We start from the raw sequence: 17,072 nt of genomic DNA, 5'->3' as shown, positions 1-17,072 counted from the left end.
CGGCCGCAACGCGAATCTCCGTGCCTTCATCCGCTCCGGGCAGAGAGCCCGCCCGGCCGACTGGACCAAGGTGCCGGGAAACCCGGAATCGTGAAAAGCCGCCGTCGTGCGGTTCCATCCGCGCCAAGACTCACAAACGGACTAGGCCACCGTCCACCACCACGGTCTGTCCGGTGATGAATTCACTGTCGTCGCTGGCAAGGAAAAGCACCGCCGAAGCTGCGTCCTCCGATGTCCCGGCGCGCTTCACTGGCTGTCGTTCGGTCATCTTCTCCAGTGCCACTTCGTCGTAGTTGGCCATGGCGCCCGGGGTTTTCGTCAGTCCGGGGGCGACGGCATTGACGGTAATCCCATACTTGGCAAGGTCGACAGAGAGAGCGCGCGTAAAACCGATGACGCCCATCTTGCTCGTCACATAAGGAACGAAGTCTGGCACTGGCAGCCCGACGGAGTTTGAGGAAATGTTGATGATCCGACCGGAACCACTTGCTTTCATGAGGGGAAGCACTGCCTGAGTCATCAGGAATTGCGAGTCAAGATTGACGGCAAGAACCTTCCGCCAAAATTCCAGATCCATGGACTCAAACGGCCGCTTGGGGAAGACACCAGCGTTGTTCACTAGGACGTCCACACGGCCATATTCGCTCGTCAAGAAGGCCTCGAGCTCATCTACAGAGCGTGGGCTGGCGACATCGGTGGACCTACTCACGGCCACTCCACCAAATCGAACTATGGCTGCGACAGTCTCGAGTGAATCGACCTGATCGACAGCGACAACACAAAATCCTGCCTTCGCAAGCCGAGTGCTTATCGCCTGACCGAGGCCGCGCGCGGCCCCGGTGACAACTGCCACCTTCGTCGTTTCCAATGAAATTCTCCTGCAATCTAACGCGGTCGCGGAAGTGTAGGCGGTTTCAGCCTCGGCCCTCTGCAGTCGGATCGCTTCCTGAGCACCGTCGAGCGCGACTGTCAGGCGCGGGACGGTGCTCCTGCCAGCAGTGCTGGCGCACTTGCGGCCTCCTCGGCGCCTCCCACCGGCAGGAGCAAGACTCTGGGCGCGTCCGGGGCGACCGGTTGTCAGCCGGTCGCGACCGGACGTACTGCCCGCAGGCGCTCTCGGGACCGTGTAGACATCATGTCGGGCAACCACTCGAATTGAGCGTCGACAGGCACCTCCACCTCGTTGATTCCGGGAATGGCAAGCACGTGCTTGCGGATCTCGTTCAAGATGTTGGTGATCTGCATGCAGATCGGACTGGTCATGCACAACTTGATCTGCGCGGCTTCCCCGTCAACGGAAACATCGAGGACGAGGCCCATGTCGACGATTGAGATCGGCACGCCAGTAGCGATCGAACAGGGATCCACGACCAGCTGCAGAGCGCGACGAATCCCAGCCACGCGGTCGCTGTCGGCCTCAGACGACATGGCCAGCAGCATGAGTCGTGGAATAGGGGGGCATGACTCCACCTTCAGTCTGCTGCGCGAATTCGTCGTTCTCGATCGCCTTGAGACGTCGTTCCAGGTCGAGACCGGTCATTTCCGCATAGTTGCCGGCCAGCACCTTGCCCCGAGTGACATCGTTCATCTCCGGCACGCCTCCGTCGATCTGCTCCTGGGTGAACTGGAAGTCCCGGACGAACCGCTCGAGCGGCGGCTGTGGGTGATTCGCCATCGCGCCGGTACCCCAGCAGATCTTGTCGAGCGCGTGCGCACCACCGTGCATCATCAAGGTGGCCATCGCCTCTCGGAACGCCGACGGACGACGGTTGAGAAGCGACGTAGTGATCTCGAGATTGATGTAGACGTTGTCGAATCGCGCGAGTTGCCACGCGCTCTCTTCCAAGAAGGCCATGCCGCCGTGCACAACTTCGAAGTTGAGGTCCGGGAACGCGATTGCAGCGCGATCGATGTCGTCCATCTTGTAGTGCTCCATCGGCACGGGCCCCAGAGGCACCGCCTTGTGGATTGCTACCACCTTGAGCCCGAGCTGCTGAGCACGCTCGAAGAAGGGGAATGCGATTTCGGGGTCGTCCATCATCCACCCGCGGATCTCAGAGCCTGCCCAGCTGTTCGGGTACAGCTTGAGGCCGAGGGGGTTGAGCGCTTCGACCTGCCTCTCCATCTCCTCAAGCTCAGACTCACCCTTCATGGGATCCACTGCGCAATATGTCGCTATCCGATCAGGCCACCGCGACTGTGCCTCAAGAGCTTTCTCGAAAGAGCACAGACCATCCTTGAACGCATAAATGGGCAGCACATGCATGATCCCGATGTCGGTGTTGGACTCTGCGAAAACCATCCCGGCGGTGTCTTCGATCGTCCAGTCCGTGAAGTAGGCCTCGGGTGTCGGCACGTAACCCGCCGGCGCTGTGGCTTGCAGTCCGGCGTAGACCAGCCGTCCAAGCACGTCGGCATCCGGCGTTACTTTATTGGATTCCAGCAGGTTGTACGGGTGGATCACCGCGTCAATCACCGGCAAGCCGTCAATCATACGATTTCCCTTCTAGTTTGCCGGTCGCACGACCAGGCGCCTAATATCTTGCCGACCTGCTAAGAGCACCAGCATCGGCCCGAGGCTGTGCATCTCTGTGATGACGACCACGTCCCACACTGTCCGGGATGCGAGATCCCTGCAAGCCAGCTTCCATTCAACGAACACGGTCTGCAGCTGACAAAGGAACGAGCGACTCTGGATCGACGCCTGGTGGCGCGCTCGAAGGTTCTCGATCTCGTCGAGTCCGACCGCAGCATCGCCGACGTTGCGCATGACTTGGAGATCGGGAGCAGCCATCTACACGTGGCGTCGTCAGGATCGGATCGACCGTGGGCTGGTTCCGGGCTGACGGCGGCGAAGAAGCGGATCGCCGACCTGGAAGCCGAACTGGGCTGTCAGCCGCCGGGAGGTCGATCTGTTGAAGGAGGAGGTCTCCCCAAGAGGCGGTGTCGACGACGCTTGAAAATGAGGCCATAGCGACGGTCGAAAACGAGGCCACCCAGACAGATTGGATGGGTGATCTCTGTGGAGGATTGGGCTCTGATCCGGCGGCTGGTGGCGGACGGTGTTCCGCAGCGTCAGGTCGCGCGGGACTTGGGCGTCGGGCGGTCGACGGTGGCGCGGGCGGTGGCCTCGGACGGTCCGCCGAAGTACGAGCGGCCGGCGGTGCCGACGGCGTTCACGCCGTTCGAACCGGCGGTGCGACAGCTGTTGAAGGGCACGCCGGACATGCCGGCGACGGTGATCGCCGAGCGGGTCGGGTGGACCGGGTCGATCAGCTGGTTCCGTGACAACGTCCGCCGGCTGCGGCCTGAGCATCGGCCCGTCGATCCCTCGGATCGGCTGACCTGGCTGCCGGGTGACGCTGCGCAGTGCGATTTGTGGTTCCCGCCGAAGAAGATCCCGCTCGAGGACGGCTCGAAGGTGCTGCTGCCGGTCCTGGTGATCACCGCGGCGCACTCCCGCTTCATGGTCGGGCGGATGCTCCCGACCCGGCACACCGCGGATCTGCTGCTGGGGATGTGGCTGCTGATCCAGCTGCTCGGTCGGGTCCCGCGCCGGCTGATCTGGGACAACGAGTCCGGCATCGGTCGCGGCAGGCGGCATGCCGAAGGAGTCGGCGCGTTCACCGGCACGCTCGCCACGACGCTGCAGCGACTCAAGCCGAACGACCCTGAATCGAAGGGCGTGGTCGAACGCAGGAACGGCTACTTCGAGACCTCCTTCATGCCCGGCCGCGACTTCGCATCGCCGGCCGACTTCGACACCCAGTTCGGCGACTGGCTCACGATCGCCAACGGCCGGATCGTGCGCACGATCAAGGCCAGGCCGGTGGATCTGCTCGACGCGGATCGGGCGGCGATGCTGCCGCTGCCACCGGTCCCGCCAACGGTCGGATGGGTCAACCGGGTCCGGCTGGGACGTGACTACTACGTCCGCATCGACTCCAACGACTACTCCGTGGACCCGGCGGTGATCGGCCGGTTCGTCGATGTCACCGCCGACCTGGCCCGCGTCGAGGCCCGCGTCGAGGTCCGCCACGAAGGCCGACTCGTCGCGGCGCATGACCGGGTCTGGGCACGCGGCATGACGATCACCGACCCCGCCCACGTCGCGGCGGCGAAGGTCTTGCGCGAGCAGTTCCAGTGCCCCCGCCCGACGCCGGATCCGGACGAGGGTCTGGTGCGGGACCTGACCGACTACGACCGTGCATTCGGCCTCATCGACGGGGGCCTGGCTGACGGCGCAGCGGACGGCGCAGCGGATGGGGCAGCGGATGGGGCAGCGGATGGGGAGGTGGCCTGATGGCGACCGCGAAGTCGAACAGTGATGCCGGTGAGGTGCAAGCAGCTGACCTACCTGGCGTCGGCGTTGAAGGCGCCACGGATCACCGAGTCGGCTGGCCGGCTTGCTGATCACGCCCGTGATGCCAGCTGGACCCATGAGGAGTACCTCGCTGCGGTTCTGGACCGCGAGGTCGCAGCACGGAACGCATCGGGGGCTCAGATGCGGATCGGCTCCGCCGGGTTCGCTGCCCGCAAGACGATCGAGGAGTTCGACTGGGACGCCCAGCCCGCGGTGCGCCAGCAGATCGCGTCGCTGGCATCAGGCGGGTCCCTCACCGAAGCCCGCAACGTCGTCCTGCTCGGACCGCCCGGCACCGGCAAGACCCACCTGGCCACCGGCCTGGGCATCGCGGCCGCGAACCACGGCCACCGAGTGCTGTTCGCGACCGCGACCGAATGGGTCACCCGACTCCACCGACGCCCACCGGCAGGGACGGCTGCCTCAAGAGCTTGCACGGCTGCGGCGCTATGGGCTGATCATCGTGGACGAGGTCGGTTACCTGCCCTTCGAGCAAGACGCCGCGAACCTCTTCTTCCAGCTCGTCAGCAGCCGCTACGAGCACGCCTCGCTGATCCTCACATCGAACCTGCCGTTCAGCGGCTGGGGCGGTGTGTTCGGCGACCAAGCCGTCGCCGCAGCGATGATCGACCGCGTCGTCCACCACGCCGACGTCCTCACCCTGAAGGGCGCCAGCTACCGGCTACGCAACCGCGGGATCGACACCCTGCCCAGCATCAAGACCCAAGACGCGCCAGACTAGAACCCGACGAACCGGTGGCCTCGTTTTCGAGCGTCGGATCGGCCTCATTTTCGAGCGTTGCCGACAGTGGTTGTGGCACGAGCGTGGCACAAGCAACCCAAAAACCGGCGCCTAGCCCACGTTTTCGCAGGTCAGGCGCCGGTTTTGTTCGGTCGGGCTGACAGGATTTGAACCTGCGACCCCTTGGAGGATTTTGGGCCGTTTTCAACGACTACCGACAAGCACGGTGAAGGACGGAATCTCCTTATTTAGAGCGGGTCTGACGTTCACCCGCTCTGCGAGTGTAACTGACTGGATCCGAGAAATCACGATCGTTTGTGGACACTAAATGGACGCATTTCGAATCTCGGAGGCCCACTCCGCGAAGAACGCTCGCGCGAGTGGACGCAGGTCGTCAGCAAGCGGGATCTCGTCGTCGTCGAAGCGGTCCATCGTGCCCATCATCTGCGCCAGCACCGCAAGGTCGAAGCCTGCATCCAGCGCCTGCGCCTCCGCGATGAGCGCCTGCTTGCCGAAGCGCGCCGCCAGCACATAGACATCGGCGAAGTCGCGCGATTCCGCACGACCGAAGAGTGCCAGCAGCTTGCGGCCAGCCAGCTCGATGGGCCCCAGCGTCGGCCCGAGCACCGTCACCATCGGCCGACCATGCGGCGGGGAGTCGACGGCCAGGTCGACCAGCGTCTCCTCCCCCGCCCGGGAGACGATCAGCCGGCAAAACGTCGCCGCGTCCTGGACGACCTGGACTTCGTAGTCCTGCTCCCCCAGCGCAACTTGCAACGCCTGCGATGCCGCCGACACCGATGTCGTCGGCGCCGCGGTGAAGAGGTCGATGTCCTCAGTAGGCCGCGCGATCAGGTCTGAAGCGACGAGCGCCGCACCACCCGCCACCAAGAATCCGTCCGCCTCGTCGAGGCTGAAGAAGAGCTCGGCTACGGCGACTTGGAGCGCCGACAGCCTCCCGGGTCCAGCCATCAAGCCACCTGCGTCTCGACCGCGCCAGTCACGACTTCCTGCCAAGCAGCCCGGATCTGCTGCGGCAGTACGAGTTCATCCCACAGATCCACCAGCAGCACTCCGTCGATGTAGGTGAGAACGTCGTTCGGCCCACCCTCGCGAAGCACGATCTCGTACACCCGCGCCCGCTGTCGGCGGTCACTCAAGTCAAAGAGCCGTCCGCGGTCGGACCAGTTCAGGTGCAGCGGTAGCGCCACCACGGCAAGCGCCCGCTCCACAGTCAGCCGCGGCAGAGAAGTCGCTATCCGGATCGGACGCCCGCGGTCCACAGCCACCTCACGGAACTCGACTCGCGGCACGGCCGCCAACTCGAACCCCGCCGCCTCGAGGATCCTCGCCGCCGTCTCCAGTGTCGGTGACTTTCGCCCGCGCTCGTAGGCAGACAGCGTCGGCCGCGACGTACCGGCGGCCGCGGCGAGTGCAGCTTGCGACAGACCCGCCGCCTGGCGAGCCTGCTCGAGAATCATGGAGGTCTCCACGACAAGAGAGTATCTGATCGGATACCCAGCGACCATATAACGCGGAACTGCGGCTCCGCGGAACTGCACCATTCACACTGCGTCGAAGCGCCCAGAAGGACGCACTCCTATCAAGGGCACGCCACCGGGCGCTAGGTTTTCGGTCGTGTGGATCCGCGACGTGGACGTCCCCGCCGATCTCGTTGAAGCGGCTCGGACCGGCCGGCTCGTCCTGTTCGTCGGCGCGGGCGCGTCTATGGACCCGCCCGCCAACCTGCCCGACTTCAAGAATCTCGTGAGGGAAGTGGGCAACGCTGCACGCACCCCGCCGACCGAGACAGACCTTCAGCGACTCGACAAATTCCTCGGAGGACTCGACGACCGCGGCATCGAGGTCCACGACCTCGTCGCTAAAGCAATCGATCACCCAGACTCACAGCCGAACCGGCTGCACCAGGCCATCGTTGACCTCGCTCAGGCCCATCCCCCCGTCCGAATCGTTACAACCAACTACGACCGGCACCTGACGAGTGCCGCGGAGGCCGCCGGTCTGCGCGTCGAGGTCTTCCGCGGGCCCGCCCTCCCCGTAGGCGATGACTTCGTCGGAGTCGTCCACCTCCACGGTTCACTCGACCAGCCGCCCCGTCGGCTCGTGGTCACTGACAGCGACTTCGGGCATGCGTATATCCGCGAGGCATGGGCCGCTCGATTCCTCGACCGGATGTTCTCGGCCTTCACGGTCCTCTTCATCGGCTACAGCTACGGCGACCTGGTCATGCAGTACCTGGGTCGGTCCCTCGGGCGGGGCGGGACGCGGTTCGTTCTCACCCACCTCGAGGACCTACCCGAATGGAAGTCCTACGGCCTTACCCCGGTTGTTTACCAGGCGCCTGACGACTCGCACGTCGCACTGTCCGAGACACTGGAGCGGTGGGCAGAGCTGGCAACCCGGGGGCGGACCGAACACCGCCGACAGATCGCCGACCTCGTCAGCGCCGGGCCACCAGTCGATCCCGACGACGCCGCCACGTTTGGCGGGGAGACGCCGACCGGCGACGACGCCCTGCCGCCCGAGCGAGTGCTCACACCTGAGCAGAGTTCGTACCTCGAGGAGAGCCTCGGCGATCCCGAGCGCGTCCAATACTTCGTCGAGAACGCGCGAGGCCCGGAGTGGCTCTCATGGGTCGCGACCCGACCCGAGTTCAGTCGGCTCTTCGCGAACGCGGAACCGCACGACGAGAGGACCTGGTCCGTCACCCAGACCCTCACCAGGTGGATCGCCGATCACTACGTGCAACAGGAGGACGAGTCGCCGACAGCGCTCCGGGTCATGCGTGACCGGGAGTGGTCTCAGTCGACTCTGGGGACCATCACGCACCGACTGTTCGCCCAGGACGGCGTTGTACCCGTCTGGCAAACCCCGTGGCTGCTGCTCTCTCTTCAGCAGGCGCCCCTCGGCCGCAACGACGTACTCGACATGCTCCTCACCAAAGAGAAGTGGAGCGAGCGACCCGACCTCGCCTTGCTGCTCTTCGAGTACCGCACCCGCCCTGTACTGGCGTCCGGGATCGACTGGGGAGGTTCCAAGACTCCTCCCGGCTTTGACATCGACCTCGTCGGCAAGGAGTACTGGCTCACGCGCGCTTGGACCGAGGTGTTCGCCCCGCTCCTCGACGACCACGCGTACGCACTCCTCGACCTGGTCACTGGCCATCTCCGGACCGCGCACCAGTTGCTGCGGTCGATGCGCCCCGATGCTCGGACCGATGCCATCAGCTTCGGCAGGTCGGCTATCGAGCCCCATGAGCAGGACGAGATCCGAGACGCCATGGACGTGCTCATCGACGCCGCCCGCGACTGTCACGAGAGGCTGCTCGTCATCGACCCGCCGACGGCAGCCACCCAACTCGACACATGGATTGGCGCGAACGAGGCTCTGTTCCGCAGGCTGGCGGTCCACGGGTGGCGGGTGCGCAACGACCAGAGCGACGACGAAAAGGTCCGTTGGCTCTGCCAGCGGAACCTGCTCTACGACCTCGATACCCAGCACGAGGTGTTTCTGCTGCTCGAGGCGGTGGTCCCGAACGCCGCACCCGACGATGTGCGGGCCCTGCTCGCCCAAACTGCGGCCGGTCCCGCCGAAGTCGACGGCAAGGAGCAGTCGCCTTACCGCCGGTACAACCTGCTCGCGTGGCTTGCCCGAGTCGCCCCCGACGTCTCGGCGGTCACCGAAGCGTTCGGGAGGGAGCAACAGGAACACCCCGAGTTTCAGCCGCGCGAGCACCCCGACCTCAACGCCGTCATGACTGGAGGCGTAGTCGAGGACACCGAGCCATTCACCGCCGACGAGCTCCATGCCAAGATCGAACAGGACCCTGCAGCGACGCTGGCAGAGATCCGCGCCTTTCAGGACGTCGACGAGTTCCGACTTACCGGACCCACGTGGCGGGGAGCGGTCAGTTCAGTCAGAGGATGCGGAACCAAGTACCCCGCAGACGGCCTGACCATCGCCGGACTCCTCGAGGACGGCGATCGTGACCTACGTTGGGCGCTAATCGACGCGTGGGCAGATGCCGAGCTCGATGACGACCAAGTCGCAGCCACGCTAGCGACGATCGGCGGCTGGGACCTTGATGAGGTCCGGAGCCCTGCCGCACGGATGCTCGCGAACGGGGGGCGCGACGGCCGCCCTACCGCCTGGCATCAATACGAGGCGGCACGCGAACTCGCGACAGCACTCTGGCCGGCGGATCAGGTCACCGGCAATATCACCGAAAGTGACGATCGCGTCTTCGAAGCGATCAACCACCCGTCCGGGGACCTCGCCCAGTTCTGGACGAAGGTCGTTCAAGTCGAGTGGCGCGCAGACCAAGAGGGCTGGACCGGGCTGCCGGAACAACTCACGGTCCACCTAAACGGTATGGCCCAGGCCGAAGACCGCAACGGGCTTCTGGCACGCACCATCCTCGGCTCAAATCTGCGCTTCTACTTCGCGGCCGACCCGGAATGGACTCGGACCCACTTGCTCGACCTCTTTGATTGGACCGCTCACCCGGACGACGCGGCCGCAGTGTGGCAAGGGTTCCTAGCCCGAGGCCGGCCCGACGATGGGCTGCTCGAGGCGGGTCTCCTCGACCTCTACCTGCAATGTTGCGAACACACCGACCAGCTAGGGCGAGATCGTTCACAAACCCAGCTCGCCGACCATCTGGCGGTCGTCGCGATGTTCACATCCCCCGAGCCCGGATCGTGGCTCGCCGACTTCGTCACGACGGCGCCACCGGACCTGCGGGAGGCCTGGGCCAGCCGTATCTCCGCCCGGCTGTCCGAGCTGAGCGGCGCCGAGTCCTCCCAGCAGTGGATCCGTTGGTTGCGCGTGTACTGGACCGAGCGGGTCGGGTCCATTCCACTCCCTCTGAATGTCGAGGAGGCGTCGAAGATGGCGCACTGGGTCCTCGGACTCCCTAACGAGCGCGCCGACGCCGTAGACCTCGTCAAGCGCTCAGCGGCGCGGTTCATGGAGCACGATTCGACGCTGCATCGTCTCGCCGAGTCCGACCTCGCCGACGACAGCACCACGTGGACGCAATTCATCACCCACCTGCTTCGCGGAACCCCTGAGCCGTCCTGGGAGATTCAGTACTACCTACCCCTGATCGTCAAGGAGCTCAAGAAGGCCGACCCTCCCCCTGACCTCTCGGACCTGATCGAAGAGGCGATGCGACTCGGGTGTACCGACGCGCCTGACTGGTAGTCACGCTCTGTCGGCAAGACTGGCGTCATCGCGCCGCGACAGGCGCCCACTATGCCCCTTCCAGGCCGACCACGGAAGCGGCCGCGAAGCGGTCTTCGATATCCGTCAGCGTTGTCCGCAGTGGGTCCGAGTTCAAGGCTTCTGCGATCGCATGAAGCGCGATATCAAGCGCGACAAAGCACCTTCCTTCCAAGGACTCACCGCGCGACGCATGGGGGGTTCGGGAGAGTTTGTAGGCACCATCGATCTGTTCCAGGTACGGGGTCGCGGAGGCTTGGGTGGCGTGGCTCAGGGAGGTCTCACTGAGCCACGCCACGTAAACATGGGCTAGCTCGGTGACCTCGAACCTCTCTGCGATGTTCCCGCCCCCCTTCACTTGCGGCGCAGGAGGTCTCGCTTCGATCTCGGCGATGAGCTCAGCCCACGCAGCGGGCCACTTTGGATCATCCGGATACAGATCTTGCTCCTCGGCAGTCGCGAGTGCTCGCTTGAGATTCTTCGCCCACCGCTGATGTGAGTTGTGTAGCCCACCAAGGCCCGCGTCCCAGACCTGACGGAGCCAGTGCATCCCAACTGCGTACTCGATCGCCGCACGCACCAGGGGGCTTGTCGTGCTGGCTAGCCCGGCGTCATGCACGATGAGGGCGCCTCTCACGGTGTCGATCGTCTGCACGAACCAGGAGTGGATGACGGCGAGAACCGCGCTATCGGTCGATGTCGCAAGACTGACCTCGCAGAGGTCAAGCAACTCCTCCAGGATCATCCGCTGGTCGTGACGTGAAGTCCCCTGATCCATGGGCACAGTGTTCCGCAGAACGAATGCTGGCACTTCGGACGGCTGCAGACTTGACCTCAATGAAGCCGCAGCGGCCACACCTGCGGAATGCGCTATCCGCATCTACCGTCAGGTCGCGTCATAGCGCCGCTTCGGCCACCAGCGTTTAGTCGCGGCACAGAGCGGCACAGAGCGCGACCGGCAAGATCTCCGAATCGACAGATGCCCGTCGGTGGACCGCACTAGCCTGCCGCCCATGTCACGAGGGGTCTACGCCGACGGTCGTACCTATGAGCTGCCGGCCAATTGGACGCCAGCGGAACCGGCCGTGTTAGAGGTCGCCACAGCGCAGGCTCTTGCTGCTCTCGGCGCAGGCGCCGGAGAACCAGACAAGGTGAGAAGGAGTCTGGTCAAGTACTTCGACCCCGATGGGAAATACGCCGGTGCGCTCTTCAGCACGATCGGTCCGTCTCAGAGCTCGGCGGACGACATCACCGCGGCGGATCTCCTGGCTGTCACGACTTTGAGCATGACCTTGGATCCGCGCCAGATCAGACAACTGCTTGACCCTTCGAGCAAGCGCACCCAGGTCCTGCGAGCCCTGCGGCAGATCGACACCAGCATCCCGGTTCAGGACTTGGGAAGCGGGGGGCTCGATCCTAGACCGATGTTGAGCGCGATCTCCGACCTCTATCGCGAACTACGTGCCACGCCGAAGCCGAGCTCAACGAGGTGGGTCTTCGCTTCCAAGCTAGCTGCGCGGAAGCGGCCGAACCTGCTTCCGGTCCGAGACAATGTCGTCTGCAAGTTCCTCGCCGGAGAGCGAAATCTCAGTCACACCACCGTCGGCTCGCATGACATAGACCTTCAGATATTCGGCTACCTGATGTCACACCCGCGTGTGCGAGATGCGCTCGGGCACTGGTGGAGTGAACTGCATGCTGAGCACGGCTCGGTAGTCGATGACGTCACGCCGTTGAGATTGCTCGACGTCGCGCTCTGGAACGCCGGAATCGCCTCCGGCTACGCCAAGGTCTGACATCCAGCGACCGCGTCAATATCGCCGCTTACCGGCTCGCCAGCTGGCCCATGGGCTCCGATGCGAACGGCTCTGGGGCTGCTTCGTCCTGCCGCAGTTGACGGCAGCCAAGGACCGTGACGTATCAAGTGTCGGCGCCGCCGGTCATGCTGGCTCCATGAACAAGTACATACTGAGGGAGCCCGTGGCAGCGTTGCAGTACGAGCTCAACAGCAATGAGCGGGAGATCGTAGAGCTCGTTAGGCAAGGTGGGCGGCGACCAAGCTTCAACAACATGCGTGGGTACTTGCACATCTACAACGACGGGCCTGATCTCAAGGTGGAGCAGGGACAGTGGGTGGTTGGTCTCGGAGGAGACGTTGGGGTACTCACGATGGAGCAATTCAACGAGCTCTTTGAACCGGTCTGAGCGAAACCTCTCGGTTCTGGCTGCGTCTGTCCACGGCGAGCCGGGCGCTGGATCTGTCCTCTAAGCAGAGCCCTGGGGCACATCGCTTGGGGTTAGGCGTGCATGTCGGCGTCGGGCAGGCTCAAGACCACGCTATAGCAATCACCCATCGCTAGAACGACCGCGGCCACGTGCAGGTCTGTGACCTGAGGCCGGCCGCGATGAGACTGCACGTTCCTCATTCGCGTGAGGCCGCGCATGAGGTCGGCGTAGCCCTCATGCAAATTGTTCCCGGCTTTCGTCTCTGGCGCCAGCCGCGCGTGTGGCGTCCTCCCGCCGAATGCCTGGTTCACGAGGTCGTACCCGTCCAGGTCGAGTCCAGTCTTTTGGAAGATGAGGTCCCCTAGCACCCTCCAGCCGGTGGAGATTGCGTCGGCTGGACGCACAGCCAACGATGCCGCGACGTCCTCTCGAAATCCATCGGGCAGAAGCCCAACCCACTGCGGCAGGCCGTCTGCGGTAGCGGCTGCCGCCGGCGACTCGACCCTGGCAACTTTCCGGTCCCACTCCGCAGCCGCAGCATCGCTCCCGCGAACACGGCGACGCTCCTTCGTAAGCAAGTCGCTGATCGTCGTCACGCGCCGGTAGGCGCGCAAGCTGCGCCAACGCAGTAGGGCTCTCCACTCGTGCGTTCCGCCGCCGCTGAATTGCTCGTAAAGATGGCTTCCCGCCGCCATCCAGATCAGCCCCATACGGATGACGACGGCCTCATACGGGCCAGAAGGGAAGACATCCACGAAAAACTTCAGTCCGTCGAACCATGCCTCAGTCGGAGACGTCACGGAGTCGGCGAGCTCAACGGCGGCTCTCACCGACTGCAGGTAAAGGTCGAGATCCGTTCTTGCCTCGTGGTTCCAGTCCGCGACCGCGGCCAGGCCCAACAACGACAGCGTCACCTCCTGCCTCGGCGACGGCTCCCCAATCGGCCCCACGCCTTGGACGAACTGTGAACTCAGTGCTTGGAGCGTCGACAGCGGGTCCGCCACGCCGGCGCGGTCTGCATCGAAGTCAACGTCTTGGAACGTTGGCCACCGCTTGTCAGTCGACAGCCGGTTGTAGACGCACTCGAGCACCCAACGCTCGTCGAACTCGAACGCTCGCTCGCTCGCAACCTCTTCGCCCATGCTCGCAACCTCCAATCTCGCGCTATCGGTGTACCCGTCGACGGTTCTACAGGACGTCCGCGCCAAGCACGTCCGTTCTCAGCGACTCCGAGAATCTATTGAGAACCAAGACCTAAGACACGTCTAGGAGCGGCCACAGCTAGCACGGCGTGCCAGACTTGCCGGAAACTGGCAGCCCTGGCAGCGGTCTGTCCACCGCGAGCACCTGCAAACCACGGGTGCATCCGAGCGAAGCAGGCAAGGCCCCAATCAACTCGGCCTCTACTGTCCTGCGACGAGCTGGCCGTCGACAGTGCGGTGCCAGTAGCTACCCGCTGCGTCTCGAAAACGGAGACCAACCCCATACGAGACCTCGTAGCCGTCGGCTCGCCAAGTCGCTGCATCCTTCACGCGACTTCCCTCCAGATGCGCTGGGTACGGCGTAAAGCGGGGCCGTGAGGCCGGCGGGATAGTTGCGAGCTCCATGACGCCGAGGTTCCACTCTTGGTAGTTCCCCGGCATGTAAGCCGTCATGGTGATATCCGCCATCCCAGCGAAGATCGGCAGTGGAGACGCGTTGCGGACCCATACGCCAGGCACTGTAACGTCGTCACCTGGGCTACCTTCCACGAATTTGCCCATGCCGAATTCGCCACCATCGGGCAAGTCGTCCCACACAACATTGCCGGTGCCAGCCCAAGCGGCGACCAAGACCGCTTGCGCACGCTCCTCTACTTCGAGACGTTCGACGTCACGCTCAAGCTCAAGGTCGTACGTACCCCGCGCGTAACTGACGGCGACCACTGCAGCAAGAAGTGCAAGAGTGGTTGCCGTCGCCTCCACCCATCCGGCAAGGTCGCGCGAGGCGCTGCCTCCGGTGAGCCAGACTCCTTCCGCCGAGAGCAGGAAGACGACCACAAGCGCCAGCGGCAAGTAGCCCAGATTGTCGGTCAGTCGCGGCTTGCGGCGTTCAGGCATACCGTCATCATCGCGGGTTCGGGAAGAACTTTGGCCTCCGACCGCGCAAGTAGAGGGCAGCCGGCACCGGGGACCTGGGCCTCGCCCACATCCCGAGAGCACGGCACCGGTCGGCGCACCAGGGAAGGAGCAAGCGCATTGCTCCACCGCTTGTCGGACCCTCAATCGAGCTCACAGCCGATGAGCGGAAGTGGCGTGACGGCCTGCCCGCGCCAGGGGTAAGGCGAGGGAGCGCAGCCGTTAGAGGCCGTCCCCGGTGACAGTCATGCGGATTGGCGTGCCCTCTCCACCGCGCGATCTGCAGCGAGCCTTGGCCGGGTTCACAGTCGACCGGGCGCCCGGTGACCTTTGACGTAGCGTCGACAGGGTCACCGACGCGACACACCTGTCACGGGGCGCGGCAGTAGACGCGAAGGTTCCCGCGCACGTGAGGTACAGCAGGACCGGGAGCGCCGCCGAGATCGGCCCGGCAAGGAACACCGGTAGCCCGTCATAGCCAACAACGCCACCATTGAGCTCCAGCGGAAGCGTGGGACGTGGACGGCATGCCGGTCGAGGTTGCAGCGGGCGCGGTCGTAGTCCTCACGGCCTACGTCGCCGGCGCGTGAGCACGCACCCTGGGCTCCACCCAGGATGGGCGCCGTACAACGCGATAGCGGTGGTCGTGTCCTGCAGCCACCGCCACCGAACCTCTATTCGCGCTGCTCGCCCTCCTCAGACTCTCGGGCGGCGAACGCGGTCTCGAGGAGTGCACGCGGGCCAACATCGCGGATATCGGCAAGAAACTGGCTCGCTGATTCCCGGCGAATGTCTAGTCGTCGCATTCCTTGCTCGCCTGCAGTCGCGACCTCACCCCACCGAAGCAGATCTCGCCGGAAGTCGGCGTCTGCACCCCACCCAGAGAACTCCGGGAAGTACGGATCCACGACGATTAGGCGTCGACGAGCATCGCCGGCAAGCCATCCAGCCACGCACTCGTTGATGTGGCCGTCACGGAACGCGTAGCCCAGGACGATGAGCGTCTCCGCCGAATAGAGCGCAGTTCGAAAAGCTTCGAGCAACTGGAGAAACGGCCCTTCCGCCCGCAACTTTTCACGCTGTCCGAACACCAAGAATGGTCGATCCGTTCTGCTGTCGTCGGACACGAGACTCTGTCGAGGTGCCAGCGCAGACCGTCTACGTTCACGTTCCCAATCCAGCGAACCATGAAGCTTCAAGAGCCTCACCGGCGCGTCAGTGAAGTTCAACAGACCCGAGGAGGCCCAACCTTCGATCCCACGACTCACCTCGACCCCCGCGCGTCGCGCAACAAGCTCTACGCCGAGGTCATAGTTCAACGTTGCGATCGTGAGCGGAACTCCCGGCGGCAGGTCCAGTTGAACCAGCGGTGTGAGGTAGTCAAACTTGCTGTCGTCGTCGATATCAAGGATGTCGCCCAGGTGCGTGATCAGCAGCTCAAGAAGCCTGAAGAACACCGGCGAGCGCTGTCCCGGAAGTTGAGAGGCGATCAGCTGCTTCAGCAACTTCACCAATTCACGCCCGTCCGGTTGCGGTGCAACCGCCTTCCTGAAGTTCGCGGACCACGAACTCGGAAGACTCCGTCGCCGGGTCTGCGCATCACTCCACTGTCGGAGCAGCCCACTGATCTCGGTCGCCGCAGGTGCGTGCGAACCGGGTCGTTGGCCCGTAAGCGTTCTCACGAGGTTGCGTTCGAGAGTCATTGGCTCTCGAGGCGGCGCAGCCTCCAGAGCAGTCAAGGCCGGCTCCCACGATGCCACGAACGGCGAAATCTCAAGGTCGCTACGACCGGCGAGCAGTTCGATAGCACTCGCAACCCGTTCAATGTCTGGCAACTCATCTGGCCTGTGCCCACTTCGACCATCGTCAGCGATAATTGCGGAAACGACGAAGTTCAAGGCGTAGCCGGCTTGGCGGTCCCAACGTTCGTCACTCAACCGGTCAATCATCAACTGGGTGATGCCACGAGACATTGGAAGCCCTGCCTCAGCTGACGCCCCTGCACCGAGCAGGAATGTGATGCCGTGGTGGTTGGGTATGCGCATACGAGATTCATACCTTCAGGGAGCACGATAACCCCGCCAACACTCGTGCCGGGTCGTCATTTGCTCGCCATGGCCGAGTCGGGGACTTGGAGGTCGCGGACGATGGAACACCGACACCCGTACGGCTAGGCCGTGTCTCCCTTATGTGCGTAGCCAGGTGATGATCGCGAATATCGTGGCTGCGGCCCGATAGGTGATGGCGAGCTTGTCGTAGCGGGTGGCTAGGCCGCGCCACTGCTTGGCCTTGTTGAAGGACCGTTCGACGACGTTGCGGTCCCTTGTAGGTCTCCGCGTCGAAGGCCGGTGGCCGGCCGCCGGCACTGCCGCGCCGCTTG

At 64.2% G+C, this 17,072-nt stretch carries 14 protein-coding genes and 2 pseudogenes; 6 read left to right on the top strand and 10 right to left on the bottom strand.

Going from position 1 to position 17,072, the window contains the following annotated elements; translation table 11 throughout:
• Nucleotides 1–130: 130 nt before the first annotated feature.
• The 3 genes from ABEA33_RS04725 to ABEA33_RS04715 form a co-directional block, all read right to left on the bottom strand.
• Complete coding sequence (locus tag ABEA33_RS04725; RefSeq protein WP_345525458.1) at nt 131–868, bottom strand: SDR family NAD(P)-dependent oxidoreductase; 738 nt, start codon at nt 866–868, stop codon at nt 131–133.
• A 209-nt stretch (nt 869–1,077) separates the two neighbouring features.
• Nucleotides 1,078–1,440, bottom strand: coding sequence for a metal-sulfur cluster assembly factor (locus ABEA33_RS04720; RefSeq protein ID WP_345525457.1), 363 nt, complete (start codon nt 1,438–1,440; stop codon nt 1,078–1,080).
• A complete protein-coding gene (locus ABEA33_RS04715) occupies nt 1,418–2,494 on the bottom strand; it encodes an amidohydrolase family protein (protein ID WP_345525456.1) in 1,077 nt (358 codons plus the stop codon). The genes ABEA33_RS04720 and ABEA33_RS04715 overlap by 23 nt, the downstream gene beginning before the upstream one ends.
• A 519-nt stretch (nt 2,495–3,013) precedes the next feature.
• Here ABEA33_RS04715 and istA point away from each other — a divergent pair.
• The 3 genes and pseudogenes from istA to ABEA33_RS27375 all read left to right on the top strand — a co-directional run bounded on the left by istA (nt 3,014) and on the right by ABEA33_RS27375 (nt 5,105).
• Nucleotides 3,014–4,303: an IS21 family transposase gene (gene istA / locus ABEA33_RS04710; protein ID WP_345525454.1), complete on the top strand. Its 1,290-nt coding sequence runs from the start codon at nt 3,014–3,016 to the stop codon at nt 4,301–4,303.
• A 24-nt stretch (nt 4,304–4,327) separates the two neighbouring features.
• Nucleotides 4,328–4,738 (top strand): annotated as a pseudogene (locus ABEA33_RS27380) (ATP-binding protein); the annotation flags it as partial.
• An 88-nt stretch (nt 4,739–4,826) separates the two neighbouring features.
• A complete protein-coding gene (locus tag ABEA33_RS27375; RefSeq protein ID WP_425577321.1) occupies nt 4,827–5,105 on the top strand; it encodes an ATP-binding protein in 279 nt (92 codons plus the stop codon).
• A gap of 324 nt (nt 5,106–5,429) precedes the next feature.
• On the opposite strand, the gene ABEA33_RS04700 is transcribed toward ABEA33_RS27375, so the two are convergent.
• Together ABEA33_RS04700 and ABEA33_RS04695 are read right to left on the bottom strand one after the other, a co-directional pair.
• Nucleotides 5,430–6,077, bottom strand: coding sequence for a nucleotidyl transferase AbiEii/AbiGii toxin family protein (locus ABEA33_RS04700; RefSeq protein ID WP_345525453.1), 648 nt, complete (start codon nt 6,075–6,077; stop codon nt 5,430–5,432).
• Nucleotides 6,077–6,598: a helix-turn-helix domain-containing protein gene (locus ABEA33_RS04695; RefSeq protein WP_345525452.1), complete on the bottom strand. Its 522-nt coding sequence runs from the start codon at nt 6,596–6,598 to the stop codon at nt 6,077–6,079. Before ABEA33_RS04695 ends, ABEA33_RS04700 begins: the two co-directional genes overlap by 1 nt.
• Before the next feature lie 145 nt (nt 6,599–6,743).
• Here ABEA33_RS04695 and ABEA33_RS04690 point away from each other — a divergent pair, with 145 nt between their 5' ends.
• Nucleotides 6,744–10,331, top strand: a complete 3,588-nt coding sequence (locus ABEA33_RS04690; protein ID WP_345525451.1) for a DUF4020 domain-containing protein — start codon at nt 6,744–6,746, stop codon at nt 10,329–10,331.
• A gap of 49 nt (nt 10,332–10,380) precedes the next feature.
• Here the strand turns inward: ABEA33_RS04690 and ABEA33_RS04685 are convergent, their stop codons facing one another.
• Nucleotides 10,381–11,127: a hypothetical protein gene (locus tag ABEA33_RS04685; RefSeq protein WP_345525450.1), complete on the bottom strand. Its 747-nt coding sequence runs from the start codon at nt 11,125–11,127 to the stop codon at nt 10,381–10,383.
• Between the two features lie 235 nt (nt 11,128–11,362).
• Here ABEA33_RS04685 and ABEA33_RS04680 point away from each other — a divergent pair, with 235 nt between their 5' ends.
• Nucleotides 11,363–12,145, top strand: coding sequence for a DUF6308 family protein (locus tag ABEA33_RS04680; RefSeq protein WP_345525449.1), 783 nt, complete (start codon nt 11,363–11,365; stop codon nt 12,143–12,145).
• Nucleotides 12,146–12,302: 157 nt separating this feature from the next.
• On the top strand, nt 12,303–12,554 hold the full coding sequence (locus tag ABEA33_RS04675; protein WP_345525448.1) for a hypothetical protein: 252 nt from the start codon (nt 12,303–12,305) through the stop codon (nt 12,552–12,554).
• A 92-nt stretch (nt 12,555–12,646) separates the two neighbouring features.
• Here ABEA33_RS04675 and ABEA33_RS04670 read toward each other — a convergent pair whose 3' ends face one another.
• The 4 genes and pseudogenes from ABEA33_RS04670 to ABEA33_RS04655 form a co-directional block, all read right to left on the bottom strand.
• Entirely contained in the window at nt 12,647–13,717 is a 1,071-nt protein-coding gene (locus ABEA33_RS04670; RefSeq protein ID WP_345525447.1) for a TIGR02391 family protein, read from the bottom strand.
• Between the two features lie 261 nt (nt 13,718–13,978).
• Nucleotides 13,979–14,674, bottom strand: a complete 696-nt coding sequence (locus tag ABEA33_RS04665) for a hypothetical protein (protein ID WP_345525446.1) — start codon at nt 14,672–14,674, stop codon at nt 13,979–13,981.
• Between the two features lie 692 nt (nt 14,675–15,366).
• Nucleotides 15,367–16,737, bottom strand: a complete 1,371-nt coding sequence (locus ABEA33_RS04660) for an SIR2 family protein (protein WP_345525444.1) — start codon at nt 16,735–16,737, stop codon at nt 15,367–15,369.
• 189 nt (nt 16,738–16,926) lie between these two features.
• Nucleotides 16,927–17,072 (bottom strand): annotated as a pseudogene (locus tag ABEA33_RS04655) (IS5-like element ISMt1 family transposase); the annotation flags it as partial.

Source organism: Nocardioides endophyticus (assembly GCF_039543845.1).
In the GTDB taxonomy this organism is placed as follows: Bacteria; Actinomycetota; Actinomycetes; order Propionibacteriales; family Nocardioidaceae; genus Nocardioides; species Nocardioides endophyticus.
The sequence above is the reverse complement of the archived record's forward strand: the minus strand, read 5'-3'. Positions and strand labels throughout refer to the sequence as shown.